This window comes from uncultured Arthrobacter sp., assembly GCF_964021775.1.
In the GTDB taxonomy this organism is placed as follows: Bacteria; Actinomycetota; Actinomycetes; order Actinomycetales; family Micrococcaceae; genus Arthrobacter.
Genome location: NZ_CAXHZI010000001.1, coordinates 318,787 through 343,716, shown reverse-complemented (window position 1 = coordinate 343,716; position 24,930 = coordinate 318,787). Strand labels below are relative to the sequence as shown.

Sequence of the window (24,930 nt, the reverse complement as noted above, 5' to 3'; positions counted from 1 at the left end):
GTCCCGGCGCTACGGCAGAGGATTATGTTGGTCCCTCGGACCCAGCAGTGGTGCGTTCGATGATCTCGTGGCAATGGCGTGGACCTTGCGGTTCGAATCCTGACTCAGCTTGTTCATGAGTTGACAAGCCTGGGTCAACGATCACGCCCCAGACACCGACAGGCGTGGTTCGTTCGAGGATGTAGTCCGCAGAGAAAAGCAACTTATGCTGCCGGCCCTTGCGGTCACGGATGGACACGTAGATGGGCAACGGGCCGCCGACGGCAGCCACCCGTTCCCAGTAGGCCTGGACTTTTGGCCGGTCTTCAGGCTCGATGTGTCGCATGGCCATCTCCATGGAGGGGACCACTTCACCCTGTAGTTCGGACCGCCTCGGCGACGATCGCCACGGAGCAGGTTTTCCCCGCGGTGTTCCGCACGCTGCGCACCAACCCGGCTACAGTGCTGACGGAAGCCGCACGAATGAACGGTACCCCCCAGGTGCCTGTCCCGTCGGTAGCACAAGTCCGTACCGGCCCAATGAGGAGCCTTTTCGCCGTGACACTGGAAACACCGATCCCGCTGCCCACGCACGCCGTTGTTGCTGAGCTCCGCGCCGTGCTCGAAGGAACCGTCGATGACTCCTCGCTGGCGCGGGCACAATACGCCACCGACGCCTCCAACTACCGGGTCGTTCCCGAGCTGGTAGTGCTGCCCAAGAGCCGCCGGGACATCGAGGAAGCGGTGGCCATCGCGCGGAAACACCGCATGCCTGTGACGGTGCGCGGCGGCGGAACCTCCTGCGCCGGTAACGCGATCGGCCCTGGCATGGTGCTGGACGTCTCCTGCTACCTGAACCGCGTCCTGAGCATCGACCCCGAAGCGGCCACCGCGGTGGTGGAGCCCGGGGTGGTGCTCAGCGACCTCCAGAATGCAGCCGCCCCGTTCGGGTTGCGGTTCGGCCCGGACCCGTCGACGGCCACGCGCTGCACTCTCGGCGGCATGATCGGAAATAACGCCTGCGGGCCGCACGGACTGTCCTACGGCCGCACTGCGGACAACGTTGTGTCCATGACCTGGCTGACGGGCTCGGGTGACATTGTCACCGCCAGCTCTGGCCCGAAGGCCCTCGAGGCCGTGCCGGGGCTGGCCGCCTTCGTGTCGGAAAACTTGGCCGTCCTGCGGACCGAGTTCGGGCGGTTCGGCCGACAGATCTCCGGTTACTCCCTGGAGCACCTGCTGCCCGAGCAGGGCCAAAACCTCGCGGCCACCCTGACCGGTACCGAGGGAAGCTGCGGGGTGCTTCTCGAAGCAGTGCTCAGGCTCGTTCCGAAGGCGGTGGCCCCCGCCCTGGCCGTGCTGGGCTACACGGACATGGCCACCGCAGCCGATGATGTTCCGGCACTGCTTCCCTTCAGCCCGCTGGCCCTGGAAGGGCTGGACGCGACGCTCGTCGACGTCGTGCGCCGGGCGCACGGCCCGGCCAGCGTTCCGGCACTTCCCGCCGGCGGCGGCTGGCTGATGGCCGAGATCGGCGGCGCCACGGCCGAAGAAGCCCTGGCATCCGCCGAACTTCTGGTCGCCGCCTCCAAGGCGGATGCTGCGGTAGTGCTGCCGGCCGGCCCCGAAGCCACCCGCCTCTGGCAGATCCGGGCGGACGGCGCGGGACTGGCCGGACGCACCGCTTCCGGGCAGCAGGCCTGGCCCGGATGGGAAGATTCCGCCGTCCCGCCGGAGAGGCTGGGCAACTACCTTCGCGGCTTGGAACGGCTGATGGATGAAGAAGGGCTTTCCGGCCTGGCTTACGGCCACTTCGGAGACGGGTGCGTTCACGTCCGCCTCGACTTCCCGCTGGACAACGACGGGGTGCTGATGCGCCGCTTCCTCGAGCGTGCCGCGCTCCTGGCAGTCGAGCACGGCGGATCGCTCTCAGGTGAGCACGGCGACGGCAGGGCGCGCTCCGAACTGCTCTCCACCATGTACAGCCCGGCAGCACTCCGGGCTATGAGTGACTTCAAGGCCCTTTTGGATCCGGAAGACATGTTTAACCCCGGGGTCGTGGTCCGGCCGTCGCCCCTCGACGCCGACTTGCGCCGGCCCCAGGCGCTGTCCCTGCGCGCCAGCGACGGATTCGCCTTCTCACACGACGGCGGGGACATCACCAAAGCCGTGCACCGTTGCGTCGGGGTCGGAAAGTGCCGTGCGGACCTGGGCCCGCAGGGCGGTTTCATGTGCCCGTCCTACACCGCGACCCGCGAGGAGCAAGACTCCACCCGCGGCAGGGCCCGGGTGCTCCAAGAGATGCTGAACGGCGGCGTCGTGACCCTCGGCTGGTCCTCACCGGAAGTGCATGACGCGCTGGACCTGTGCCTGAGCTGCAAAGCCTGCGCCAACGACTGCCCCACCGGCATCGACATGGCCATGTTCAAGTCCGAGACCCTGCACCAGACCTACAAGGGACGGATACGTCCGCTGAGCCACTACACGCTGGGCCGCCTTCCCCAATGGCTGCGGCTCTCCGCGCCCGCGGCGCCCCTGGTCAACCTCGTCGGCCGCCTTCCGCTGCTGCGCAGGACCATGATGGCGCTGATGGGAGCCGACAGCCGCCGGTCCCTACCGCCGCTGCCCCGTGCTCCGTTTCGAAAAACGCAGGAAGGCCGGAACCGGAACCATGGCCCGAGGGGCGGGCACAAGGTCCTGCTCTGGGTCGATTCGTTCTCCGACGCGCTGGCACCCGAGGTCGCGCGCGACGCCGTCGACGTCCTCGTGGCCGCCGGCTGCGACGTCGAACTCGCCGCCCCCGGGGCGTGCTGCGGACTGACGCTCATCTCCACAGGCCAGCTGACGGCCGCGAAGGCGAAGCTGCGCGCCACGGTGGACCTCCTGCTGCCGCACGTCCGGGACGGCCGGACGGTAGTGGGCCTGGAGCCCAGCTGCACGGCGACGCTGCGCTCGGACCTGGTGGAACTCCTCGCCGACGATCCCGGCGCCGCGGAGCTGTCGGCCGCCGTGAAAACGGTCGCGGAACTCCTGCTCGCAATCGACTGGACTCCGCCGGCCGCCGTGGAAAAACTCCTCGTTCAGCCGCACTGCCACCACTATTCCGTGATGGGCTACGGGGCCGATGAGGCCCTGCTGGCAGCCATGGGATGTGACATCGAAACGTCGGCCGGCTGCTGTGGGCTGGCCGGCAACTTCGGCATGGAAAAGGGGCACTACGAGGTGTCTGAGAACATCGCCCGGAGGGGGATTCTCGCCAAGGCAGAGGCCCTGCCGGATCACAGCATCATGGCGGACGGTTTCTCGTGCCGCACCCAGATCCGTGACCTGGCCGGGTTGGAAAGCCGGCACCTGGTCCAAGTCATCGCGGACGCTCTGCGCGCCGAGCGGCATCGCGCTTCTGCCTTAAGCGGATGCGCGTCAGACGGGCATGAAAACGGCGACGGAAGGCCGCCAGCTAGAATTTAGGTGTGAAAGCAGATGCGTTTGCGGCGGCCGCATGAGCAAGGACGCCGCGAAAGAGTTTAGGCGCCCTCCCACCGCTCAGGCTTTCGTCCTTGCCGAGCTTCGGCGCGCAATCATCGCAGGGGAATTCCTGCCCGGACAGCCGCTTCGTCAAAACACGCTGGCCGAGCGATTCGGCGTCAGCAGGGTGCCGGTCCGCGAAGCATTCAAGGTCCTCGAAAGCGAGGGCCAGGTGGTTTACGAACCCCACCGCGGCCACAAGGTCGCCAGCCTCTCGCTCACGGACCTCCTTGAGGTCTACCGACTCAGGCAGCTGTTGGAATCAGAGGCCGCCCGGGTTGCCGTCAAAAAGCGGAGCGACGGTGTGCTCGCCGCGATGAGGGCGACCGCCAGTGAGGTGGAAACGGCCAGCGCGGCCGGCGATCTGCTCAAGATGACCGACGCCAACCGGCGGTTTCACTTCGAATTGCTGGCAGCGGCTCGCATGCCGCGTCTGGAGCGAATCGTCCAAGTCTTGTGGGACGCGACTGAGGCTTACCGGTTCGTCTACTACGGGGCGGAACATAACCGGGCCAGGGTGGAACGCGAGCACGCCCGCATTATCCAGGCCTACGCTGACGGTGACGCGGAGCTGCTAGTCGCGCTGCTGGACGAGCACCGCGAACACGCTGTCGATGCCCTCCGGACTTTCCTGGACGCCCCGAGCCGCCCCTAATGTAACGATTCTGTGACACGGGTTACACCGCTTCACTATATTGGATACATTATCCAAATGGTCTTCCCAGTACCCCGCAATGATGCGGACAGCGCAGGCGTGCCAGCCGTCCAGCCAGACGTCACGGCGTCCGCGAACGACTGGCTCGGGTTGAACGGTGCCCGCGTGCTCGTGGCGGGCGCCGGCGGGATAGGGGCAGCCTGCGTTGCGGCATTCGTGGCCGCGGGGGCGAGTGTGCTCGCGGTTGACCGCGATGAGTCCCGGCTGGCCGCTCTTGATCCGGCCGCGGCCACGGATCGGGTCGACCTCACTTCCACCGAGGGTTGCGAGAACGCCGTTGCGGCTGCCCGGGAACGTCTCGGCGGACTGGATGTGCTGGTGCACTGCGTCGGCGTCAACCACCGGGTGCCGATTCTCGAAACTGCGGACGCGGACTGGAGCCGCATCCTCGAGCTCAACCTCACCAGCGCCTTCCGGCTCGGCCGCGCGGCGGGCCGCGTCATGGTCGAGGCCGGCTTCGGCCGCCAGATCTACTGCTCGTCGGTCTCCAGCCTCCTGGCACATCCCGATCACGGTCCCTACGCCGCCAGCAAGGGCGGCATCAACCAGCTGGTCCGGGTCATGGCCCGCGAATGGGCCTCCCACGGGGTCACGGTCAACGCCATCGCCCCCGGCTACGTGGACACGGAACTGACCAGGGCGCATCTGGACCGCCCCGGGGTGCGCGAGCACTACACCTCGATGGTCCCCGCCGGCCGGCTCGGTACGGTCGACGACCTTACCGGTCCTGTTCTCTACCTGGCTTCCCGCCAGGCGGAGTTTGTCACCGGCCATGTCCTGTACGTGGACGGGGGCAGGACCCTTGTCTGAACCCAGCCGGGGCGGCCGCTTTCCGCTCCTCGCCCCGCATGAACTCTCGGTTCAGCAGCGCGATCTGTATGACGCCATCGCCGGCCCGCCGAGGGGAAACGGGCCGTTTGCCCTTGCCGACGACGCCGGACGCCTCACCGGGCCCTTTAACGCGCTGCTGCACTCGCCTGCGATCGGAAACGCCGTACAGGCACTGGGCGCCGTCCTGCGTTTTGGCGGGTCGCTGCCGGCCCGCACGCGGGAACTGGTCATCTGCGCCGTCGCCGCGGAACTGGAGTCCGCCTACGAATGGTACGCGCACAGCCGGGTTGCCACGGGCGTCGGCATCACCGGCACCGAGCTGAAGCAGCTGCATGACGGCGGAGTCCCGGACACGCTGAGCACGGACGAAAGAGCGGCGCTGGGCCTGACGCGGGCGCTGCTGCGCGGCACCGCCGTTGGCGAGGACATCCACGCGGCCGCCCTCGAACACTTCGGACACGGCGGCATCACGGAGCTCTCCGTGCTGGTGGGCTACTACCGCCTGCTGGCAGGCATCCTCGCCGCCGGAGACGTTCCCGCCCCGCCGGCCGCCACCGGAGAACCCGTACGCCAGACCAATTAACACCCACCAACCCAGTCATCATCATGATCAAAAATAGGGAGAAACAACCATGACCGCTATGACCATCACTGCCCGGAGGCGTATGCAGCGCCTATGCGCAGCAGCAGTTCTTGTACCGGCAGTTTTCCTTTCCGCGTGTGGCAGCCCAGCTCCCAGCGGCGGTGGCGGCGGCGGTGCAGGCGGCCAGGGCGGCACGTTGTCCATCGCCACGGGCGGCACCGGCGGGGTCTACTATCCGCTGGGTGGTGGTTTTGCCACGGTGATCCGGGGCCACGTCAAGGGCTATGACGCCACCGTCCAGGAGACGAACGCATCCGTGGACAACATGCTGCTGCTCGGTAACGGCTCGGCACAACTCGCCTTCGCTGTGGGCGACGTGGTCTCCGATGCCGTCAAGGGCGAGGGTGAATTCAAGGGAAAGCCCCAGGAGATCTGCTCTCTAGGCAACATCTACAACAACTTCATGCAGGCCGTCACCGTCAACGACAAAGGGATCAAGAGCGTAAAGGACATGGCGGGCAAAGTCATCTCGGTCGGCGCCCCCAGCTCCGCCACCGAGGTAGGGGCCCTGCGCATCCTTGAGGCCGCCGGAATTGACCCGAAGTCGGGCATCCAGCGCCGCCAGCTTGGCGCGGCGGAGACCATCGCCGCGCTGCGCGACGGAACAATCGATGCAGGATTCTGGTCCGGCGGACTGCCCACCGGGGCGTTGATCGACCTTGCCGGCGACGGCGACATGAAGCTGCTTCCGATCGGGGAGTACGCGGAGCCGCTCGCGAAGAAGTACGGCGCGTACTACGAGAAGAAGGACATCCCGGCCAACACCTACGAAGGGCAGACCGAGGCCGTTCCGGCGATCGCTTCGCCGAATATCCTGGCCGCCAGCACAAAGATGGACAAGCAGCTTCAGCAGGACATCACCGCCGCACTCTTTGACAACAAGGAGGCCTTGATCAAAGTCCATCCCGCAGCGCGCGAGATGGATAAGACCACCGCGGGGAAGGTTGCCTTCGTGGAGACCTGCCCGGGTTCGAAGGCTTACTTCGACAAGTCCGGAAGCTAGCACCGCATGCGTAAGCCAGCCGCCGTCGTCGTCGGCCTCGTTTGCCTCGGGATGCTGGGAATGGGCGGCATTGCTGCGGCCGACGGGCCGCCCGAGCCCCAGCGTGCACGCGCCATGGTGATCAGCAACGACGGCGGCGTGCTGGCCAGCGTGCCCCTTGCCGGAGACACCTTCTCGGTGAGTTACCGCAACTCCATCTACGGCACCCTTGCGGAGGAGCGATACACCGTCCAGCACGACGGAAGCTACCGCCTGGTGCAGTTGGCCGCCGACCAGCTGGCAGTGCTTGAAGAGTACTACGCCGTCCCCGGACCACCGTCCGCGGCCGCGGACTCGGACCGTAGGAAATGGGTGACCAACCCTGATCCCGGACACCCCGCGAAATTCAGCCGATTGTCGCTGGCTGCAACAGATCTCGGACGCCGCACCGTCTACATCCCCGGTGCCCCGCCGCTTGAACTATGGAAGTTAGTTGAAGACAGCGACCCGTTCGTTGTGCTATCCATCAAGGAGACCCCATGACTGAGACCCCCAACGGCAACGGAGCCGTTGACGCCCGCACCTCGCCTGAACACCCGGGGAGCACCACGCGGACGGGGAGCACCGTGCGGACGGCCTCGGACACCGCCGACGCCGCCAACCCCCTGAACCTCGCGGAAGATGGGGTGATTGACGAAGAGGCGTTGATCGCGGAGTTTGAGGCAGAGAAACCCGCCCGTCACCTGAGCGGGATGCCTGGCACCGCGGTGAAGATCATCGGTGTGGCTCTGTCCCTGTTCTCTTTGTACTGGGTCTTCAACCCAATGCCCACCCAGTTCTACCTGCCCGCGTTCCTGATGATCGCGCTGCCCATGACGTTCCTGGTGTATCGCGGATGGGGCCGCTCCGCCCTGGCTAAGGATTCAGGACGCAAAGACAACCCGCCCATCCTCGACTGGCTGCTCGCCGCGCTTGCCGTGGTTCCGTTCGCCTACATCATCTCCGATTGGGACGGCTTCTTCCGGCGCGCGATCACGCCGACCTACCTGGACCTGGCCATGGGCGTCATCGCCATTCTGGTCACCTTGGAAGCATCCCGCCGGACGGTCGGCATTCTCGTCCCGCTGGTTGTGCTGGCCTTCTTCGCCTACGCGGCGTTCGGGTCCTTCATCCCTGCACCGTTCAACACATCGTCCTTTAACTGGATTCGGCTGGTTGGACACAACGTCATGGGCACACAAGGACTTTTCGGAGTTCCGACGGAGGTCGCGGCCTCATACATCATCTTGTTCACCATCTACGGGGCCGTCCTTGGCGCCTCGGGTGCAACCAAATTCTTTATCGACCTCTCGTTCTCCGCCTTCGGACAGTCAAAGTCGGGCCCCGGCCGGACCGTGACCCTGGCGGGCTTCCTGCTGGGCACCGTCTCGGGTTCCGGCGTCGCCACCACCGTGACCCTCGGCGGTATCTCCTGGCCCCTGCTGCGCAAGGCTGGCTACCCGAAGGAACACGGCGGCGCCATCCTGGCGGCTGCCGGCATCGGCGCCATCATGTCCCCGCCCACGCTCGGTGCCGCAGCCTTCATCATCGCCGCACTGTTGAACGTCTCATACCTGCAGGTGCTCATCTGGGCCACCATTCCCACCGTCCTCTACTACTTCGGCATCATCCTCGCCATCGAAATGGACGCCCGGCGGTTCAAGACCAGGGCGGTGGATTTCGACGTCAAACCGGTCGGCAAACTGCTGCTGCGGTTTGGGTACCACTTCAGTTCCCTCATCGCGATCGTGGTGTTCATGTCCATGGGCATGACACCGTTCCGGGCCGTGGTGTACGCCACCGGACTTGCGTTTGTGCTTAGTTTCCTGGACCGCCAGTCCTGGCTGACGCCCAAGCGCATCTGGGACGCGCTCGCCGTCGGAGCCATGGGGGCCCTGTCCGTGATCCCCGTCATGGCAGCCGCCGGCTTGATCGTCGGAATCATGACCCTCACCGGCCTGGGTCTGAAGCTTGCGAACATCATCGTGGATTTCGCCGGCGGCAACCTGCTCCTGACAGCCATCTTCTCCGCCATTTCCGTCACCCTCCTGGGACTTGCCGTGCCGGTAACGGCAAGCTTCATCATTTCGTGGGTGATCATCGGACCCGCATTGCAGGACGTCGGCGTTCCGGCATTCGCCGCCGCGATGTTCATCTTCTACTACTCGGTGCTCAGCGAGGTGTCGCCGCCGACGGCACTGTCGCCGTTCGCGGCGTCGGCCATCACCGGCGGCAAACCCATCAAGACGATGTGGCTGACCTGGCGGTACACGCTCTCGGCGTTCCTGGTGCCGTTCATCTTTGTGCTGTCCGAGGGCGGCGTCGGGCTGCTCCTGCAGGGCGACCCAGGGTCGATTGCTCTGGCATTCACCGTCTCCCTCCTGGCTGTTGCCGCCCTGGCCGTGGCTACCGGGGCCTGGCTCATCGGCCCGGCCCGCTGGCCCGAACGGATTCTTCTCGGCGTCGGGTCACTGCCCATGCTGGTCATGGATCCCCTCTACATCGGCATCGGGGCAGCGATCATCGCCGTAGGCGTCCTGGTACATATCCTCGGGCTACGCCGGCATCGCCCGGACGCGGCGGGTGCAGCCGCGGCCGGATCCCCAACCGGGAAGAACAAGGCTTCCAAGGCTCTTGACCGAAAGGACAACGCACCACTATGACGACACAGATCCCGCACCTCGCCCCCGGGCTCTGGGGAGTCCTGGCCACACCGTTCAGCGGACCGCATTTTGCCGTGGACACCGACTCGCTGCGCCGCGAAGTGCAGCTCTACACGGCAATACCGGCCACCGGAATGGTGGTGCTCGGCGTCTTCGGCGAGGGCGCATCCCTGGATGCCGCGGAGCAGGCCCTCGTTGTGCGCACCGTCGCCGAGGCGGGAAAGGGCGCGCCCCTTGTGGTGGGCCTTTCGGCCCGGTCAACGGCCGTGGCGCTGGAGCAAGCCGGGACCGCGGTTAAGGCGGCGGGCAGCACCCTCGCAGCCCTCATGGTGCAGGCCAACAGCTCCGATCCGGAGGTGCTCGCCGCCCATCTGACCGCCGTGCACCGGGCCACCGGAGCGGGCATCGTGCTGCAGGACTACCCCGTGGCTTCCGGCGTGAACATCACTGCGGCGCAAATCCTCGAAGTCCTGGCGCAGTGCCCGTTCATCGTGGCCGTCAAATCGGAGGCCCCCCCGACGGCCTCCGCCATTGCCCGACTGACGCGCGCCACTTCCGTGCCCGTCTACGGCGGACTTGGGGGAGTGGGGCTGCTGGATGAGCTGGCCGCCGGCGCGGCCGGCGCCATGACCGGATTCTCGCACCCCGAAGGACTCCAGGCCGCGTTGACCGCATGGGCCGACGGCGGCTTCCCCGCCGCCCGCGAGGCCTTCGCCCCGTGGCTGCCGCTGGTGAACTTCGAGGCCCAGCCCGGCGTCGGACTGGCCCTGCGCAAGGAAGTACTGCGCCGGCGCGGCATCATCGCCGAATCCATCGTGCGGCCCCCCGCGCCGAAGCTGCCGCAGGAACTGGCTGACCTGATCGATGCCCACCTCGACGCCGTCCGGGTGGTGACTTCCTGATGGAGACCGGTTTGAAAGGAAAAAACGTCCTGGTTCCGGGCGCAAGCTCGGGCATCGGCCTCGCCGTCGCCCGGGCATTGGCCGCGGAAGGCGCCAACGTCGTGTTGGCGGCGCGGCGCGGGGACCTGGTCCGGGCGGAAGCTGCCCGGCTGGCTTCCGCCGTCGGTGTCGGCATTGACCTGACGGACGACGGCGCCCCCTCAGCCCTGGTGGAGGCCGCGGTGGAGGCCTTTGGCCCCATCGATGTGCTCATCCTCAACAGCGGTGGACCGCCTCCCGGCGGTGCTGCGGACGTCTCCGCTGAACAGGCCCTTGAGGCTGTGCACCAGTTGCTTCTGCAACACATTCAACTCACCACCCTGGTGCTTCCGGGCATGCGGGAGCGCGGGTGGGGGCGCGTGGTGGCAGTCGGTTCGAGCGGGGTGCAGCAGCCCCTACCCAACCTTGCGTTGTCCAACATCGGGCGGGCCGGGCTCGCCGGGTACCTGAAGACCCTGGCGGCGGAGGTGGCAAAGGACGGCGTGACCGTCAACATGGTGCTCCCCGGCCGCATCGACACCGACCGCGTCGGCTCACTGGACGCAGCGGCGGCCAAACGCACCGGCCGCTCGCCGGAGGAAGCGAGGGCGGCCTCGGAGGCAACGATCCCCGCCGGCCGGTACGGCACGCCCGAAGAGTTTGCCGCTGTCGTCACCTTCCTCGCGAGCGGACCGGCCTCCTACGTGACCGGGGAGCAGATCCGCTGCGACGGCGGACTCGTCCGTTCCTACTAACCGAAAGAACAATTCCATGACTTCCCGCATCCTCCATCTCTGCACCATCCGCGACGGATCCACCCCTGATGGGGCCGACCCCGGGCAGGCCCGCGAAGAGGCGGCCGTCGTCCACCCGCGACGCGGAGCCGCGTTGGTCCGCGAACTGCTCCCGGGCTTTACCGGCGACATCCTCGATGTCCTGACCGGGGACCTGCTCGGGGAACTCGAAACGGCCGCAGCCAACGCCGATGACGCCGTCTTCCGCGACCCGGAGCACCTCAGCTACGGGGCCCCGTACCGCCGTCCCCGCATGCTGTGGGGGATCGGCCTGAACTACGTGGAGCACGCCTCCGACCTGACCGAAGCCGTGCCCGACGAGCCTGCGTCGTTCATCAAGGGGGACCATACCGTTATCGGCCCGGACGAGAACATTCCGATCCCGGAGCAGAGCCAGCGCACCACCACCGAAGCGGAGATCGCCGTCGTGATTGGTCGATACTGCCGCAATGTCGAGCCCGAGGAGGCGCTGTCCTATCTCGCCGGCGTCGTACCGGTCCTGGACCAGACCGCGGAAGATATCCTGCAGCGCAATCCGCGGTTCCTCACCCGCTCCAAGAACTTTCCGGGGTTCTTCTCCTTCGGCCCCCGGATCGTGCCCCTCGCCGAGGTGGAGGAGGCCGCCGGTTCCCTGGCCGAGGTCACGGTATCCACCGTGGTCAACGGGGAGGTGCGTCGCAGCAACACAGTGTCGCACATGCGCTACGACCCGGCCTACCTGATCAGTTTCCACAGCAAGGTCATGCCACTCTTCCCCGGTGACATCATCTCCACCGGAACCCCCGGAGCCGTGCATATCGAACCCGGGGACGTCGCCGAATGCCGCGTGACGGGGCTCGGAACCCTCAGCAATCCCGTGACCGCCTCCAACTGAACCTGCACGACCACAACATAAGGAGGCTGACGCTCGTTGAGCAGCACCCAATCTTTCCCCCACGCCCCTCCCGCCGCCGCACCCCTGAACGGGATCAAGGTGGCGGACTTCTCCCGAGTCCTCGCCGGACCCTTTGCCACCATGATGCTCGCTGACTTTGGCGCCGATGTGATCAAGGTGGAGAGCCCGGGCGGTGACGACACCCGGGCCTGGGTGCCCCCCGTGGACGAACACGGCGCGGGCACGTACTTCTCCAGCGTCAACCGGAACAAACGCTCGGTGGTGTGCGACCTGCGCACCCAGGAAGGACTCGCGCAGGCGCGCGACATAGCGCTCGCGGCAGACGTCGTTGTTGAGAACTTCCGGCCCGGCGTCATGCAGCGCTTCGGCCTGGACTATGACACCCTCCGTGCGGAGCGCCCGGACCTGGTCTACTGCTCCATCACCGGATTCGGCAGCAAGGCCGGCGCGCACCTGCCCGGATACGACCTCCTGGTCCAGGCCGTGGGGGGATTAATGAGCGTCACCGGGTCCCCGGAGTCGGAACCGAGCAAGGTAGGGGTGGCGCTGGTGGATGTGGTGACTGGCCAAAACGCGGTGGTGGGCATCCTGGCCGCGCTGCGGAGCCGCGACCAGACCGGCAGGGGACAGCGGGTGGACGTCAACCTTCTCTCCTCGCTGCTTGCCGGCCTCGTCAACCAGGCCTCCAGCACCCTGGCCACCGGCGAATCCCCGCAGCGAATGGGCAACGCCCACCCCAGCATTGCGCCGTACGAGACGCTGCAGACCGCGGACGGGCCGCTCGCCCTGGCGGTCGGAACGGACAAGCAGTTTGCCGCCCTGGCGCGGGTGCTCGGCGTTCCCGAACTGGCCGACGACAGCAGATTCCGCGGGAACTCGAACAGGGTGGCCCACCGGGTCGCGCTGAAGGCGCTGCTTGAGGAGCAGCTCCGGAAAAAGCCAGCGGTTGAATGGTCAGGCCTGCTCAGCGCGGCGGGCGTACCCGCCGGCAAGGTCAACTCGATCGTGGAAGCGATCCAGCTGGCCGCCGACCTGGGGCTGGAACCCGTGGTGGAAATTGCGGACGGGTCCAGCCCTCGCACCTCCCGCCAGGTGGCCAACCCGATCCAGCTTTCGGAAACACCCGCCACCTACCGGCGGCTGCCGCCGCTGCTCGGCGAACACAGCGGTGCGAGCTTCCCGGAGCGGAACCGCCGGGCAGCCCTCCAAACCCACCCCACCGGAAAGTAGAACCATGACTGACACTTCAGACCTCATCGGCATCGACACACTGCTCACGGCGGAGGAAGTCGCCGTGCGGGAGAAAGTCCGCGGATTCGTGGACACGGCCATCAAACCCAATATCGCCGACTGGTACGAGCGCGCGGAGTTTCCGCTGGACATAGTCCCGCAGATGGCGGAACTCGGCCTGCTCGGCATGCACATCAAGGGCTACGGGTGCCCGGGCCGGACCTCGGTGGAGTACGGCCTGGCCGCCATGGAACTGGAGGCCGGCGACTCGGGTCTGCGGACGTTTGTCAGCGTCCAGGGTTCGCTGGCCATGAGCGCCATTGCCAAGCACGGATCGGAAGAGCAGAAGCAGGAGTGGCTTCCGCGGATGGCCGCCGGAACCGCCATTGGCTGCTTCGGACTCACCGAGCCTTCCGCCGGATCCGACCCCGGAAACATGCTGACCTTCGCCAAGCGCGACGGCGACGACTGGATCCTCAACGGCTCCAAGCGCTGGATCGGGCTGGCCTCGGTGGCGCAGGTGGCCATCATCTGGGCCATGACCGACGACGGCGTCCGCGGTTTCGTCGTCCCCACCGACACCCCCGGCTTCAAGGCCACCCCCATCCAGCAGAAACTCTCCATGCGCGCGTCCATCCAGTGCGACATCGAACTGACGGACATTCGGCTGCCAGCCAGCGCCATGCTGCCCAACGCCAAGGGCCTCCGCGGCCCGTTCGAGTGCCTCAACGAGGCCCGCTACGGCATCATCTGGGGCGCCATGGGGGCGGCGCGTGACAGCTACCTCACGGCCCGGGACTACTCGCAGCAGCGCATGCAGTTCGGCAAGCCGCTCGCTGGCTACCAGCTGACCCAGGAGAAACTCGTTAACATGGCACTGGAGATCAACAAGGGCACGCTCCTTGCCCTGCAGCTGGGCCGGCTGAAGGACGCCGGAGTGCTCCAGCCGCACCAGATCTCCGTGGGCAAGCTGAACAATTGCCGCGAGGCGATCCAGATCTGCCGCGATGCCCGGGCCATGCTCGGCGGGAACGGCATCACCCTGGACTATTCCCCGCTGCGCCACGCCAACAACCTGGAAAGCGTGCGCACCTACGAGGGTACGGACGAGGTGCACACGCTGATTCTGGGCAACCACATCACCGGTATCGCGGCCTTCCGCTGAGAAGGTCGTGACCCCGGGACCACCCGCGTGTGATCTCCTTTGACCAGGAAGTCCGTGCCTCCTTTTCGGAAAGCACGGACTTCCTGTCGTTGGGCGCCGTCGGTTACCGGGCCCCGGCCCGGCCGGGGACGGAGCGCCCGTCGAGCGCCTGGTTGACAATGTATTCGGCGATGGCCAGGGAGGAAGTGGCTCCCGGGGAGGGCGCGTTGCGGACAAGGACCAGATCCTGGCGGCGGGCAATCACAAAGTCATCCACGAGCGACCCGTCACCGTTCATTGCCTGGGCGCGGACACCCCGCGTGCCGGGAACGATGGACGCACCCTCGAGCGAGGGGACGAAACGCATTGCCTCGGCGATGAACTTGCGTTTGCTGACGACCGTGTGGAACTCCCGCGCCGCCGACGGCACGTTCTTGCGGGCGAAGTTCCAGAAACCCGGGAACAGCGCGTAGTCCAGGACGTCGCGCACATTGACGTCCTTCCAGGAGTACGATTCCCGGCCGAAGGAGATGAATGCGTTTGGTCCCAGCATCATTTCGCCGTCGATTCGCTTGGTGAGGTGCACACCAAGAAAAGGATGCTGCGGATCGGGAACCGGATAAATCAGTCCCTTGACCTGATTGCGTGCCTCCGGGCCGAGCAGAAAGTACTGCCCGAAGAACGGCACGATGCGCGGGGTGGACGGTTCCCCCGTCGACGCGGCCAGCCGGTCGGATTGGAGCCCGGTACAGGCGACCGCGAGGTCGTAATGTTCACTTCCGTCCTTGGTGTGGACCACAACGCCCTGCCCCTGCTGCGCAAGGGAGCTGACTTCCTGTCCCAGCCTGATCTGCCCGCCTGCGTGGCGGACGTCGTCGGCGAGGGCGTTGGTGACAGCGGCGTAGTCAACGATGGCCGTTTCAGGCGAGTGCAGTGCCGAGACCCCGACGGCGTTCGGCTCTACGTCCTTGATCTGCTCTGCGCTCAGCATCCTGGCACCGGGCACACCGTTAGCTTGTGCCCGGACGAAGATGTCTTCAAGCCGCCGGTTTTCTTCGGCAGTCTGAGCGATGACCAGCTTTCCGCACTGATCGTAGGGGAGGTTCTTGGCGGCGCAGTATTCCTTCAGCAAGTCGACTCCACGGCGGCACAGGGTGGCCTTGAGTCCGCCTGGCTCGTAGTAGAGACCGGCATGCACCACTCCGGAGTTGTGGCCCGTCTGGTGGTAGGCCAGTTTCTCCTCCTTCTCGTAGACCGTAACCGACGCGCCGTCGAGCTGGTTAATGAGCTCACGTGCAACGGCGACACCGATGATGCCACCGCCGATGACGGCACAGCGCAATGGCTTCGCGACCATGTAAATCCTCATAACTGGGAGGGAAGTTGTCCATGCGAGAATGTGCTCGTGGACAACCTCGAACGTGCAGACAATCTGACAGATCAGGCCATCACGAGGCTCAGAACTGCGATATTGGGCGGTGAGTTGAAGCCGGGCGAGCTGTACTCCGCCACCCAGCTGGGCGAATGGCTTGGAGTGTCCAGAACGCCAATACGGGAGGCGCTGCAACAGCTGGCGACGACCGGCCTCGTTGTGGTCGAGCGCAATAAAGGGATGAGGGTTCGCTCCACAACTCTCGAAGACCTCGTCGAGGTGTTCCAGGTCCGACTGATGCTCGAGGTACCAGTGGCCCGGCGAGCTGCCGCGGTCCGCACCGCCGCCGATATCTGCAGGGTCACAGAGGCGTTCGACGCTTTTCAGCAGAGCTCCGAAACCGGTGATGCCGCCGCCACCTTGCGAACCGACCGCGACTTCCACCTCGCGTTGCTCAGTACGTCAGGCAATCACAGGGTGGTGAAAATGCTGGAAGACCTCCGTAACGTCGTCCTGCTCACCGGAGTGGAAACAGTTCCCAGGTCGCGGTCCTCCCGTGAAGCCTTTGAAGACCACCGGGACGTCTATGAGGCCTTCGTGGCGGGGGAACCTGAGAAAGCCGGACAGGCCATGCGGCGCCATATTGTCAATACCGCCCGGTTGCTTGTCCCGCGCGAAGCGCAGGAACGCGGCATTTCCGCGGTCGACGTTGAGGCGCTTCTCAACTGGACCTGACTCGCCAAGTCAACGCTAGGAGGAGGGGGCCTGGGATCAGCTACTCTGCAGATCTTCATCAGCACAAGCTACTCCTGTTGCATGTTGCATGCAACAGGGGTCGGTTCCGGTCCGAGGCAAGGTCCCGGTGCTACAGCAGGGGCTTAGGTTGGTCCGTCGGACCCAGCAGTGGTGCGTTCGATGATCTCGTGGGCAATGGCGTGGACCTTGCGGTTTGTGTCCTGGCTCATCTTGTTCATCAGCTCGTACGCCCGGTCGGCGTCGATTCCGGTGCGTCCCATGAGGATGCCCTTGGCCTGCTCGATGGCCGCCCGATTGAGCGCTGACGCGGCGACCGCCTCGGTGGCGAGCTGGTGGCGGTCGGTATGGATGGACTGGGTGAGGTCCACGATCACGCCCCAGACGCCGACGGGCGTGGACCCGTCGAGGATGTAGTCCGCGGAGAAGAGCAACTTATGCTGCTGGTCCTTGCGGTCGCGGATGGACACGTAGATGGACAACGGGCCGCCGACGGCAGCCACCCGCTCCCAGTAAGCCTGGACCTTGGGCCGGTCTTCAGGCTCGATATGGGGCAGGGCCATCTCCATGGACGGGACAACGTCGCCCCGTTCATACCCGTAAATGCGGTACAGCCCATCCGACCAGCGGAATGTCTCGTCTGCGAAGTAGTACTCGACCAGTCCGGTGGGGCAGTCGAGGAATTCGTCATGGGGAATTCCTCGCGCCACGGATCCGGGATATTTGTTGTTGGATGTCATTGACGGGGCCGTTCGACGCGCTATTGCCCCGGCAACCCCCTGCCTGAGCATGAAAAGACCAGAATATAGCAGGGAGTGGCCGGATGTGGACGTCCGGGATTGTCTGCCGTGAGGATGAATGTAGAGACGAAGAAGGGTGGAGGCGCCGGCATGTACGACCGTGAGCGCGACAGGCGGGATGATGCGGCCTACGCCGAACATAAGAAAGCCGTCGCGGAGGGTGAGAAGCGTGTCCTCCGACGGACAAGGTCCGGAGAGTTGCACAGCTACCCCGTGGAGGAGATCGGGTTCAGCCCGGGCAGGGGGCAGGCGCAGGTAAGCACCTGGCAGGGAATGGCATTGCTTGCCGCGTTTGCCGCTGGCGCAGTTGTCTTCTCGGGGGTGCTCTTTCTGGGGCCGCTCGGACACGGGGAAGCTCCGCTGTGGGGCGCCCTGGTTCTCACTCTTCTGGCAGGTGGTTTTACCTTCTACGCGTTCGGCCTGGCGCGGGACGAATTCAACGCGGCGAGGCTGCGGAAGCTTCGCGGCTCGCCAGCGCCTGGCAGCGGCACGGTCGACACCAGTCTGCTGGAACTGGGCCAGAAAGACTGAACCCCGGGAAACGGATCACCTCGGGATCATGAGGCTGGCTGTTAGTCCCGTTCCGGCCCTAGAGGTAATCCGGGGCCGGCTCCAGGCCGAAATATTGCTCAAGGGTGGGGAAGTCGTTCATCTCCTGGGCGACGACCTTGCCCACATAGCGCAGGTGCCACGGCTCGTAGGTGTAGCCGGTAACCTCCTCGGCGCCCGCGGGGTAGCGGATGATGAATCCGTACGTCATGGCGTGCTCCGCCGCCCACTTGCCGGCCGGGGTGGTGGCGAAGCAGGCCTGCAGGGCACAGACTCCGCTGGCGTTGCCGATGTCCATCGCCAGGCCGGTCTGGTGCTCGCTGAAGCCGGGCCGGGCGGCCAACGTGTCCGCCGTCGCCTGTCCGTACTGTCGCACGTAGCTGTCATAAAGGCTGGCCTGCTGGCTGTAGGAACGGTAACCGCTGACCGGAATGATGTTCACACCGGCACCCTTGGCGGCTTTGGCTAACAGCTTGTAGGCGTCCGCGGCTTCTGACCGCAGCCGTTCCCCCTGGACCCTGACCAGCCGCGCCGGCACGTACGTGGCCGGGTCCAGCGGCCGGTGCTTGTTGACCACCACCTGAAGGCTGGAGGCGGAGTCAATGTCGTAGCCCGACGCCGACAATGCCGTCACGGGCGGTGCGATCATGCCGAGCGCGAGCATCAGCCCCGCCACCGCAGCTGTCATCCTGCTGATTCTTTTGAGCACCGTTGCCTCCCAGAAATGTCCGGAACAGATGCGGGGAACCCTACAGGTCTGTCCGGCCGACGTCGAGGGTGTTTGGCTTGGAGGATCCGGGACGAAATCCTCATGTGGTGGCTGCCCAACAGGCCCACCATGATCGTATGAACCCTGAAACCCCGAAGACGCCGGAGCTGAACCTTCCCCAGGCTTTCCTCCTGCTGGCAACGAACGACCAAAACGGCAAACCCGAAGTGCCGGTGTTCGCCCTCAGAACCACGTTGGCCGGGGCAATCCTGGCCGAGCTGGAGCTAACCGGTGCCATCGGGCTGCAGGGAAAGAATGTCCGGGCCACCGCCGCCGCCCCGCCCACCGAGTTCCAGCACGAGCTGGGCCTGATCCGCGGCAAATCGCGGCCCCACACGCCCAAGCGCTGGGTGGCCATGCTGGAGGGCCGCGCCGAAGTGCAGCGTGTCTACGAGGGGATGGCGTCTTTAGGCATCGTGGAACCCGTCGGCGAGAAACACCTTGGCCTGTTCAAGTCCACGCGGTACCCGGAGAAAGACCACGGCCCGGAAGCTGCGCTGCTGAAAAAGATCGAAGCCGCGCTCAGTGGCGCCCCGGCCGATGCCGGCGGGGCGGCCTCCACGGCAGCGCACGACGCCGGGACTCCCGGTTCCGCGTCGGCCCCCACCGCGGCAGCGCCCGAGGCCGCGGCCGCCCCCGAGGCGGCGGCCCCCGCAGCCGGAAACCCGGAAGCTGGCGCCCCCGACGCCGGCACACCTGCGGCGAAGGCCCCCGAGGCCGGGAAACGCGTCGCCGCAGCGCCGTATCCCCGAACCACGGCACTGATCGCCCTGCTGCAGGCGGCCGGCCTGTTCGGCAAGCTCTTCCCGGCAGCAGATCGAAGCTACGCCGACGAGCTGGCAAAGGACTACTGGCCAGCCCGGGCCGTGGAGGACGAACTTCGGATGATCAGGCTGGCGCAGGAAGAAGCCGCCACCCTCTGATGCTGATTGGCTCCCGGGTAGCGACGGTACGGGACAGCACGACGACGGCGGGGGACTCCCGCCGTCGTCGTGCTGCCTGCTGAACTCAGCCCGCCCTCAGGCGCGGCCCTTCAGGATCAGGTTCCAGTACATAAACGGCAACCCGTAGCGCTTCAGCAGCCACATATCGGTGCGTTCCTTGGTGGTGTCGATGAACGGGATGCTGGGTGCGGGCTGGAGGCTGTAATCGAACTCCGCCAGCAGCATCTTCCCCCGCGCCGTCGTCAGCGGGCAGGAGGCGTAGCCTCCGTACTGGGCCGCCGGCACTGCGCCTTCGAGGGCGGCCAGCAGGTTCTTCACCAGCACCGGGGCCTGCTTGCGGATCGCCGCTCCGGTCTTCGAGTTCGGCGTGGACCCGGCGTCGCCCAGGGCGAAAATTTCCGGGTACCGCTTGTGCTGCATGGTGTGTTTGTCCACGTCCACGTAGCCTGCGGGGTTGGCCGGATCGGCCAGCGGGGTGCGCTTGAGCCAGTCCGGTGCCGACTGCGGCGGCACCACGTGGAGCAGGTCGTAGTGCAGTGACTCCTTGGTCCCCGCCGCGTTGTCCGTAATCTCTGCCATCCCGGCAGCGGGGTCCACCGAGGTCAGCTCGCTGTTGAAGCGGACTTCGATGCCGTACTTGGCCACCACCCGCTCAAGCTCGTCGGCGAACACCTTGACCCCGAACATGCCGGGCGTGGGCAGGACCATCACCACCCGGATCTTGTCCAGGACGCCCTGCTTCTGCCAGTAGTCGGCTGCCAGGTACGCGATCTTCTGCGGAGCTCCGGCACACTTGATGGGCCCCGAGGGCTGGGTGAAGATGGCCGTCCCGGACTTCAGGTTCCGGATCAGGTCCCAGGTCTTCGGCGCCAGGTCGAACCGGTAGTTGCTGGATGCCGTCGGGGAGTCCATGGCTTCTGCCATGCCGGGGATCTTGTCCCAGTCCAGCTGGATGCCGGGGCTGACCACCAGATAGTCGTACGTGACGGTCCCGCCGGAGGCGAGCTCGACGCTGCGCCGGTCCGGGTCAATGTCGGCCGCGGCGTCCTTGATCCAGGCCACCCCCTGGGGCATGACGGAGGCCTGCGGCCGGACCGTTTCCGCCTGGCTGGCGGAACCTCCGCCGACCAGGGTCCACAAGGGCTGGTAGTAGTGCCGGTCGCTCGGCTCGATCACCCCGATGTCGGTCCGCCCCGCGCGGCGGAGCCGGGCTGCAACGCTCAGCCCCGCGTTGCCGCCTCCGATGATCAGGATCTCGTGGTGCATGCTCATGGATAAGACGCCTCTCTAGGAGCCTGGCGTCGCGTCGCCGCCGACGCCGGGTATATCGGGGGATTGAGCGGGCCGCGGAGGCCGGCGGGGCGGGGCCGGCAGCATCTTCGCCTGCGCGTCCGGACTCCGGGGCCTCCGTGCTTTTCAATCACTGTGATATCACTCACTATATACCCCCGGGGGTATTTCCGCACACCCTACTCGTTCTTCACGATGTCGACCGAGATTTCCACCGCCGGAACGGTTCCCCTGTTCTCCAGCCAGTGGGTGGTCTCCCGGTCCTCGGGCCAGCCTGCACCCGGACCGTAGTCGGTAGCGACCCCGTTCCGGTGGTCGGTGATGGTTCCCTGCAGGATGTAAACCAGGCCCGGCCGGTCCCGGTGGTCGTGGAGCGGGCCGAAGACGCCTCCCGGCTCGATGGTCACCATCCGCATCCGGAGCTGGCGCCCCGCCATGCCCTCGATCTCGGCGCCAAGGTCGAGCGTTGCAAGTAGCTCCGCAGTCACACCTTTGGTCTGCTGTTTTCCCTGTTCTTCGCTCACCGTGCGCTCCTCTCCGTCGCTGTACCGCTTTCAGCCCGGTTTACTCCGCAGGCGGCTGCGGCATCAAGACCATGCCCGTGCAGGGGCCAGAAACGCCCCCGGCGGATGCCGGGGGCGCTTTCGTGGCTCAGCCGAGCTACTTCGGTGGGCTACTTCGCTGCGGTAACGGTGGCCTCGTAGGTGAGGATTTCGGTGCCATTGCCCTCCTCGCCGTTGTCGGGGGCCACCTTCAGGGTGACGTGGCCGCCGTCGGCGGTCATTTTGAAGGGGTTGCGGGTGGCCACGTGCCCGGCGGTGGACCACTGCTGGAAGGGGACGTCGCGGATCACGCTGCGGGACTTGAGATCGATCATTGCCATACCGCCGAGTTCATAGGTGGCGCCGGTTCCGCCGGCGGCCGGCGTCTGCGGGAGGTTGGTGACCCCGCCGCACAGCATCTTCGAGTTGGGCACGTACTGGCAGTCCTGGTAATCGATGAAGTAGTTCGGGTTCTGCCAGGTGGAGAGCTGCTTGCCGCGCAGGTCCCATTCGGCAAAGCGCCGCGAGCCCCAGGTGTTGCCGACCAGATGGCCGGTCTGCTTGTCCATCACGATGCCGCCAAAGTGGTCCTTCACCTCGAACTGCTTGTGCACGTCGAGGGTGGTCGCGTCGACCCGGTAGATGATCGCGCTGCTGTCGGGCCGGTACTGGGCAACCGGGACCCAGACGTTGGTGCCGTCGAAGTCGATGCCGCCGGGGTGGTACGTGTCGCCCTCGCCCAGGATGATGTCCTTCTGCAGTTTCCCGGCCTTGTCCATAACGAACAGGTGCCCGACTCCCTTGCCCGGCGTGCGGTCGAAACCGCCCTGCGGGGAGGGGAACTTGGTGGTCGGTTCGATGATCTGGACGGCTGAGAGGAAGATGTGGTCCCGGCTGAAGGCGATTCCTTCGGTGTGGTAAGTGGGGAAATCCAGCTTCAGTTTGCCGGTCTGCTGCCAGTTCGTGGCCCGGTCGACGCCGCCGAACGCCGCGGCCAAGGCGGTGTTCGTTTCGCGGTGGGCGCCGGAGCCGGCGTCGCTCCCGCCGTGCCGGGTGCTGGGGCCGGCGGCCTGGGCGGCGGCCGTTCCGCCGATTGCGGACGCTGCCAGGACGATGGCGGCGGCGGCCGTGAGGATGCCTCGGGTGCGAGTAGCGCTCATGGGGGAGCCTCTCAAAAGTTGGATCTCAACAGGACCCCGCCACCGTACTGACCGGTAATGAACCGTTCGTGGAGTGCCGGTGAACGGCAAGAGGCATCACCGGCTCCTGCCTACCCGAATTTCCTCCATTGACCTTCCGAAACCACCTCGACGGAGCCGTCGACGACCTTGATAGCTGTCTGTTCGTCGATCGCATAGGACGGAACTCCGAGGTCGGCGGCCCACCGCTCTGCCTGCGCCAGGGTGTTGGTCGGGAAAGCGTCCAGATGCGGGAAGATCGAAAAGTCCACCGCCCCCAGGGTGCGATCGCCTTGCGCGGCCGGCCACGCTACGAAGGACTGCCCGATCCGGGGCGTCATCACCATGCTTCCGGCGCTCACCCCCACCCAAACCGTGTCAGTCAGCGACGGCAATAGGTCGGCCAGCCCGGACTCCCGCATCCAGTGGCAGAGGTACGTCGCGTCTCCGCCGTCGACCAGAAGCGCGTCGGCCTCCCGGAGCCAGGGGACCCAGCGCTCCGCCCCGATGGTGGGCAGCGCCGTGAGCTCGAGGACGCCGAGCGATGCCCAGCCCAGGCCGGACAAATGGCGGGAGCCGGGCCCGGCGGCCAAGAGGCCCCGCACGGATGCCGGTCCGCACATCGGGTGACCCCACTGCGCTGTCGGGACCACCAGGGCGTGGCTCTGGTCGATCGGCTTGCCGAGAAGCTGCACGAGCGCCGAGCGGATGCTCGGGTTCGTCACGCCGCCGGAGGTAAGTAAGAGCTTCACGCGTGCCCCCTGGGGTCGCGGGTGTGGATGCCGGGCCTGCCGGACTTCCGAAGAGATGCGGTCATCGGCCCAGTTTGCCAGCGGGGCGAGGCGGGGGCCAGATGCGGGCGCCGCGAGATTCCCGCACCGTTCGATGACCAGTGTGCAGCTCGCCCAAGTCTGGCCGTGAGGTATGCGCTCTAGGCCCCGTCTTACTTACGACGGCGCTTCGGTGCGCCCGGCGCCCGAGCGGTGGAGGTCGTGCTGGCCCGGCTAGGTTCTAGCGGCTGATTCTTTTCAGCGCCCGGTGGGCTTCAGCAGCGGTCGGCCGGTTGGCGGGGTCCGCGTCGGTCATGGAGTGCAGCAGCATGGACCAGCGGCGGCGGACCGTGTCCGGCAGCCGGGGTGCGCGGAGGGTGCGGGCCACCATGGACTCCAGTGCGGGCCCGGGGAAGGCCTTGATGCCGGTGAGGCACTCGAAAGTGACCAGCCCCAGGGCATAAATGTCGCTGGCGCTGGTGGTGGTTGTTCCATGCACCGCCTCAGGGCTCAGGTAGTGCGGGGTGCCGGAGCCGGCATGGTTCGGCCGGTGCCTCGAGCTGGTGGCAATACCGAAATCCGTCAGTTTCGCCCGTCCGGTGGGGTCTGTGCCGGCGGAACGGTCCACCAGGATGTTGGCGGGCTTGACGTCGTTGTGGACCACTCCCTTGCGGTGGACGTGGGCCAGCGCGCTCGCGACGTCGCTCATCCAGGCAGCCACGTGGGGCGTCCCCAGATGCCCATCCTGCAGGACAGACCGCAGGTCAGGTCCGCGCACCAGCTCGGCAACAAGGTAGTCCCGGCCGGAGCCGGGGCCACCGTCTGCCGGCACCCTGCCATGGTCCTTGATCCGGACGATGTTTCGATGGTGCAACGGCGTGTGGAGGGCCTGCTCCCGGCTGAACGGCGACGCTGCGTCGCCGGATTCGGCCCGGAAAATCTTGATGGCCACGTCGGTGCCGAGGGTGGCGTCGGTTGCCTGGTAGACATTGGCTTCGGAGCCCCTGCCCACCAAGGCGCCCAGCCGGTAGCGCCGGCCCAACAGACGGTCGTCCCGGACGGTTTCGTAGTGGGTGTCTCGGCCGGCTGGGTTGGCGGCGAAGCCGGACGCACGAGCGGGGCTGGCCCGGGCCAGGGCAGGCCGTCGGGGGATGATGGCAGTGAGTGTCACCGTAAGAGATCTTGCAGTTCAGCCGGGGTCAGCCCGGCTGCCAGGCCCAGGGCCGCGTGCTCTGCCCCGAGGTCCGACGCTGTCTTGAGCGCGGTCTCGAAGTGCTCATGGGCCGCGTCCAGCTCCCATTGCAGGCTCTCGACCCGAGCCGAGGCCAGGCGCACGGCGGCCAGCGGATCGGCGGCAACGTCGGCGTCGAGGCGGTAGCCGCACCGGCAGGTCCACTCGGCGAAGCCTGACTGCAGCTGCGCCCACGGCAGGGACAAATCCTCTGCCGCCGCCATGTTCATGGCCGTGCCGCAGTGGACGGGAGTCCGGGGTGCGGGGGTGGTGGCTTCCGGGCCGGCGGGCAGAATGTGCTCCGATGTCTTACGTTCAACTACGGCCGTCATCAAATCCACCATTCTAGTAACTAGTTCACAATGTAGCTAG

General features: G+C 66.4%; 25 protein-coding genes. 15 read left to right on the top strand and 10 right to left on the bottom strand.

The window, feature by feature from the left end:
- Positions 1-22: 22 nt before the first annotated feature.
- Positions 23-325 carry a hypothetical protein gene (locus ABIN76_RS01615; RefSeq protein WP_346957970.1) on the bottom strand — a complete coding sequence of 101 codons (303 nt, stop codon included), beginning with the start codon at positions 323-325 and terminating at the stop codon, positions 23-25.
- 212 nt (positions 326-537) lie between these two features.
- Between ABIN76_RS01615 and ABIN76_RS01610 the strand changes: the two genes are divergently transcribed.
- The 12 genes from ABIN76_RS01610 to ABIN76_RS01555 are packed head-to-tail and all read left to right on the top strand — an operon-like array spanning position 538 to position 14,381.
- Positions 538-3,447, top strand: a complete 2,910-nt coding sequence (locus ABIN76_RS01610; protein WP_346957969.1) for an FAD-binding and (Fe-S)-binding domain-containing protein — start codon at positions 538-540, stop codon at positions 3,445-3,447.
- A 31-nt stretch (positions 3,448-3,478) separates the two neighbouring features.
- Complete coding sequence (locus tag ABIN76_RS01605) at positions 3,479-4,159, top strand: GntR family transcriptional regulator (RefSeq protein WP_346957968.1); 681 nt, start codon at positions 3,479-3,481, stop codon at positions 4,157-4,159.
- Positions 4,160-4,216: 57 nt separating this feature from the next.
- Positions 4,217-5,029 carry an SDR family oxidoreductase gene (locus ABIN76_RS01600; protein WP_346957967.1) on the top strand — a complete coding sequence of 271 codons (813 nt, stop codon included), beginning with the start codon at positions 4,217-4,219 and terminating at the stop codon, positions 5,027-5,029.
- Positions 5,022-5,633 (top strand): carboxymuconolactone decarboxylase family protein, encoded by a 612-nt coding sequence (locus tag ABIN76_RS01595; protein WP_346957966.1) that lies wholly within the window; start codon positions 5,022-5,024, stop codon positions 5,631-5,633. Before ABIN76_RS01600 ends, ABIN76_RS01595 begins: the two co-directional genes overlap by 8 nt.
- 49 nt (positions 5,634-5,682) lie before the next feature.
- Entirely contained in the window at positions 5,683-6,696 is a 1,014-nt protein-coding gene (locus ABIN76_RS01590) for a TAXI family TRAP transporter solute-binding subunit (protein WP_346957965.1), read from the top strand.
- 6 nt (positions 6,697-6,702) lie between these two features.
- On the top strand, positions 6,703-7,218 hold the full coding sequence (locus tag ABIN76_RS01585; protein WP_346957964.1) for a hypothetical protein: 516 nt from the start codon (positions 6,703-6,705) through the stop codon (positions 7,216-7,218).
- Positions 7,215-9,377, top strand: a complete 2,163-nt coding sequence (locus tag ABIN76_RS01580; RefSeq protein WP_346957963.1) for a TRAP transporter fused permease subunit — start codon at positions 7,215-7,217, stop codon at positions 9,375-9,377. The genes ABIN76_RS01585 and ABIN76_RS01580 overlap by 4 nt, the downstream gene beginning before the upstream one ends.
- Positions 9,374-10,279, top strand: coding sequence for a dihydrodipicolinate synthase family protein (locus ABIN76_RS01575; RefSeq protein ID WP_346957962.1), 906 nt, complete (start codon positions 9,374-9,376; stop codon positions 10,277-10,279). The genes ABIN76_RS01580 and ABIN76_RS01575 overlap by 4 nt, the downstream gene beginning before the upstream one ends.
- Positions 10,280-10,290: 11 nt before the next feature.
- Positions 10,291-11,052, top strand: a complete 762-nt coding sequence (locus ABIN76_RS01570; protein ID WP_346957961.1) for an SDR family oxidoreductase — start codon at positions 10,291-10,293, stop codon at positions 11,050-11,052.
- Positions 11,053-11,068: 16 nt separating this feature from the next.
- Positions 11,069-11,965, top strand: a complete 897-nt coding sequence (locus ABIN76_RS01565) for a fumarylacetoacetate hydrolase family protein (protein ID WP_346957960.1) — start codon at positions 11,069-11,071, stop codon at positions 11,963-11,965.
- A 36-nt stretch (positions 11,966-12,001) separates the two neighbouring features.
- On the top strand, positions 12,002-13,216 hold the full coding sequence (locus ABIN76_RS01560; protein WP_346957959.1) for a CoA transferase: 1,215 nt from the start codon (positions 12,002-12,004) through the stop codon (positions 13,214-13,216).
- Positions 13,217-13,220: 4 nt separating this feature from the next.
- A complete protein-coding gene (locus tag ABIN76_RS01555; protein WP_346957958.1) occupies positions 13,221-14,381 on the top strand; it encodes an acyl-CoA dehydrogenase family protein in 1,161 nt (386 codons plus the stop codon).
- A 103-nt stretch (positions 14,382-14,484) separates the two neighbouring features.
- Here ABIN76_RS01555 and lhgO read toward each other — a convergent pair whose 3' ends face one another.
- Positions 14,485-15,717, bottom strand: coding sequence for an L-2-hydroxyglutarate oxidase (lhgO, locus tag ABIN76_RS01550; protein WP_346957957.1), 1,233 nt, complete (start codon positions 15,715-15,717; stop codon positions 14,485-14,487).
- Positions 15,718-15,765: 48 nt separating this feature from the next.
- On the opposite strand from lhgO, the gene ABIN76_RS01545 reads away from it, so the two are divergent.
- Positions 15,766-16,467, top strand: coding sequence for a GntR family transcriptional regulator (locus ABIN76_RS01545; RefSeq protein ID WP_346957956.1), 702 nt, complete (start codon positions 15,766-15,768; stop codon positions 16,465-16,467).
- A 143-nt stretch (positions 16,468-16,610) separates the two neighbouring features.
- Here ABIN76_RS01545 and ABIN76_RS01540 read toward each other — a convergent pair whose 3' ends face one another.
- Positions 16,611-17,225: an ANTAR domain-containing protein gene (locus tag ABIN76_RS01540; protein WP_346957955.1), complete on the bottom strand. Its 615-nt coding sequence runs from the start codon at positions 17,223-17,225 to the stop codon at positions 16,611-16,613.
- A 150-nt stretch (positions 17,226-17,375) separates the two neighbouring features.
- On the opposite strand from ABIN76_RS01540, the gene ABIN76_RS01535 reads away from it, so the two are divergent.
- Positions 17,376-17,816 (top strand): hypothetical protein, encoded by a 441-nt coding sequence (locus ABIN76_RS01535; RefSeq protein WP_346957954.1) that lies wholly within the window; start codon positions 17,376-17,378, stop codon positions 17,814-17,816.
- A 58-nt stretch (positions 17,817-17,874) separates the two neighbouring features.
- Here the strand turns inward: ABIN76_RS01535 and ABIN76_RS01530 are convergent, their stop codons facing one another.
- On the bottom strand, positions 17,875-18,522 hold the full coding sequence (locus ABIN76_RS01530) for a M15 family metallopeptidase (protein ID WP_346957953.1): 648 nt from the start codon (positions 18,520-18,522) through the stop codon (positions 17,875-17,877).
- Between the two features lie 158 nt (positions 18,523-18,680).
- On the opposite strand from ABIN76_RS01530, the gene ABIN76_RS01525 reads away from it, so the two are divergent.
- Positions 18,681-19,526 (top strand): GPP34 family phosphoprotein, encoded by an 846-nt coding sequence (locus ABIN76_RS01525; protein ID WP_346957952.1) that lies wholly within the window; start codon positions 18,681-18,683, stop codon positions 19,524-19,526.
- A gap of 96 nt (positions 19,527-19,622) precedes the next feature.
- Here ABIN76_RS01525 and ABIN76_RS01520 read toward each other — a convergent pair whose 3' ends face one another.
- The 6 genes from ABIN76_RS01520 to ABIN76_RS01495 all read right to left on the bottom strand — a co-directional run bounded on the left by ABIN76_RS01520 (position 19,623) and on the right by ABIN76_RS01495 (position 24,890).
- On the bottom strand, positions 19,623-20,819 hold the full coding sequence (locus tag ABIN76_RS01520; protein WP_346957951.1) for an FAD/NAD(P)-binding oxidoreductase: 1,197 nt from the start codon (positions 20,817-20,819) through the stop codon (positions 19,623-19,625).
- 197 nt (positions 20,820-21,016) lie between these two features.
- Positions 21,017-21,361, bottom strand: coding sequence for a cupin domain-containing protein (locus ABIN76_RS01515; protein ID WP_346957950.1), 345 nt, complete (start codon positions 21,359-21,361; stop codon positions 21,017-21,019).
- Between the two features lie 149 nt (positions 21,362-21,510).
- Positions 21,511-22,539, bottom strand: a complete 1,029-nt coding sequence (locus ABIN76_RS01510) for a DUF6454 family protein (protein WP_346957949.1) — start codon at positions 22,537-22,539, stop codon at positions 21,511-21,513.
- A 110-nt stretch (positions 22,540-22,649) separates the two neighbouring features.
- Positions 22,650-23,309, bottom strand: a complete 660-nt coding sequence (locus ABIN76_RS01505) for a Type 1 glutamine amidotransferase-like domain-containing protein (protein ID WP_346957948.1) — start codon at positions 23,307-23,309, stop codon at positions 22,650-22,652.
- A gap of 259 nt (positions 23,310-23,568) precedes the next feature.
- Positions 23,569-24,498 carry a serine/threonine-protein kinase gene (locus ABIN76_RS01500; protein ID WP_346957947.1) on the bottom strand — a complete coding sequence of 310 codons (930 nt, stop codon included), beginning with the start codon at positions 24,496-24,498 and terminating at the stop codon, positions 23,569-23,571.
- Positions 24,495-24,890: a hypothetical protein gene (locus ABIN76_RS01495; protein ID WP_346957946.1), complete on the bottom strand. Its 396-nt coding sequence runs from the start codon at positions 24,888-24,890 to the stop codon at positions 24,495-24,497. The genes ABIN76_RS01500 and ABIN76_RS01495 overlap by 4 nt, the downstream gene beginning before the upstream one ends.
- Between the last annotated feature and the right edge of the window lie 40 nt (positions 24,891-24,930).

Bases quoted from the DNA above. Each gene is read 5' to 3' on its own strand.
- ABIN76_RS01555 (WP_346957958.1), top strand. From the start codon at position 13,221: ATGACTGACACTTCAGACCTCATCGGCATCGACACACTGCTCACGGCG.
- ABIN76_RS01495 (WP_346957946.1), bottom strand. From the start codon at position 24,890: ATGACGGCCGTAGTTGAACGTAAGACATCGGAGCACATTCTGCCCGCC.
- ABIN76_RS01600 (WP_346957967.1), top strand. From the start codon at position 4,217: ATGGTCTTCCCAGTACCCCGCAATGATGCGGACAGCGCAGGCGTGCCA.
- ABIN76_RS01530 (WP_346957953.1), bottom strand. From the start codon at position 18,522: ATGACAGCTGCGGTGGCGGGGCTGATGCTCGCGCTCGGCATGATCGCA.
- ABIN76_RS01615 (WP_346957970.1), bottom strand. From the start codon at position 325: ATGCGACACATCGAGCCTGAAGACCGGCCAAAAGTCCAGGCCTACTGG.
- ABIN76_RS01520 (WP_346957951.1), bottom strand. From the start codon at position 20,819: ATGAGCATGCACCACGAGATCCTGATCATCGGAGGCGGCAACGCGGGG.
- ABIN76_RS01535 (WP_346957954.1), top strand. From the start codon at position 17,376: ATGTACGACCGTGAGCGCGACAGGCGGGATGATGCGGCCTACGCCGAA.
- ABIN76_RS01585 (WP_346957964.1), top strand. From the start codon at position 6,703: ATGCGTAAGCCAGCCGCCGTCGTCGTCGGCCTCGTTTGCCTCGGGATG.
- lhgO (WP_346957957.1), bottom strand. From the start codon at position 15,717: ATGGTCGCGAAGCCATTGCGCTGTGCCGTCATCGGCGGTGGCATCATC.
- ABIN76_RS01580 (WP_346957963.1), top strand. From the start codon at position 7,215: ATGACTGAGACCCCCAACGGCAACGGAGCCGTTGACGCCCGCACCTCG.
- ABIN76_RS01525 (WP_346957952.1), top strand. From the start codon at position 18,681: ATGAACCCTGAAACCCCGAAGACGCCGGAGCTGAACCTTCCCCAGGCT.
- ABIN76_RS01605 (WP_346957968.1), top strand. From the start codon at position 3,479: ATGAGCAAGGACGCCGCGAAAGAGTTTAGGCGCCCTCCCACCGCTCAG.
- ABIN76_RS01565 (WP_346957960.1), top strand. From the start codon at position 11,069: ATGACTTCCCGCATCCTCCATCTCTGCACCATCCGCGACGGATCCACC.
- ABIN76_RS01590 (WP_346957965.1), top strand. From the start codon at position 5,683: ATGACCGCTATGACCATCACTGCCCGGAGGCGTATGCAGCGCCTATGC.
- ABIN76_RS01575 (WP_346957962.1), top strand. From the start codon at position 9,374: ATGACGACACAGATCCCGCACCTCGCCCCCGGGCTCTGGGGAGTCCTG.
- ABIN76_RS01510 (WP_346957949.1), bottom strand. From the start codon at position 22,539: ATGAGCGCTACTCGCACCCGAGGCATCCTCACGGCCGCCGCCGCCATC.
- ABIN76_RS01540 (WP_346957955.1), bottom strand. From the start codon at position 17,225: ATGACATCCAACAACAAATATCCCGGATCCGTGGCGCGAGGAATTCCC.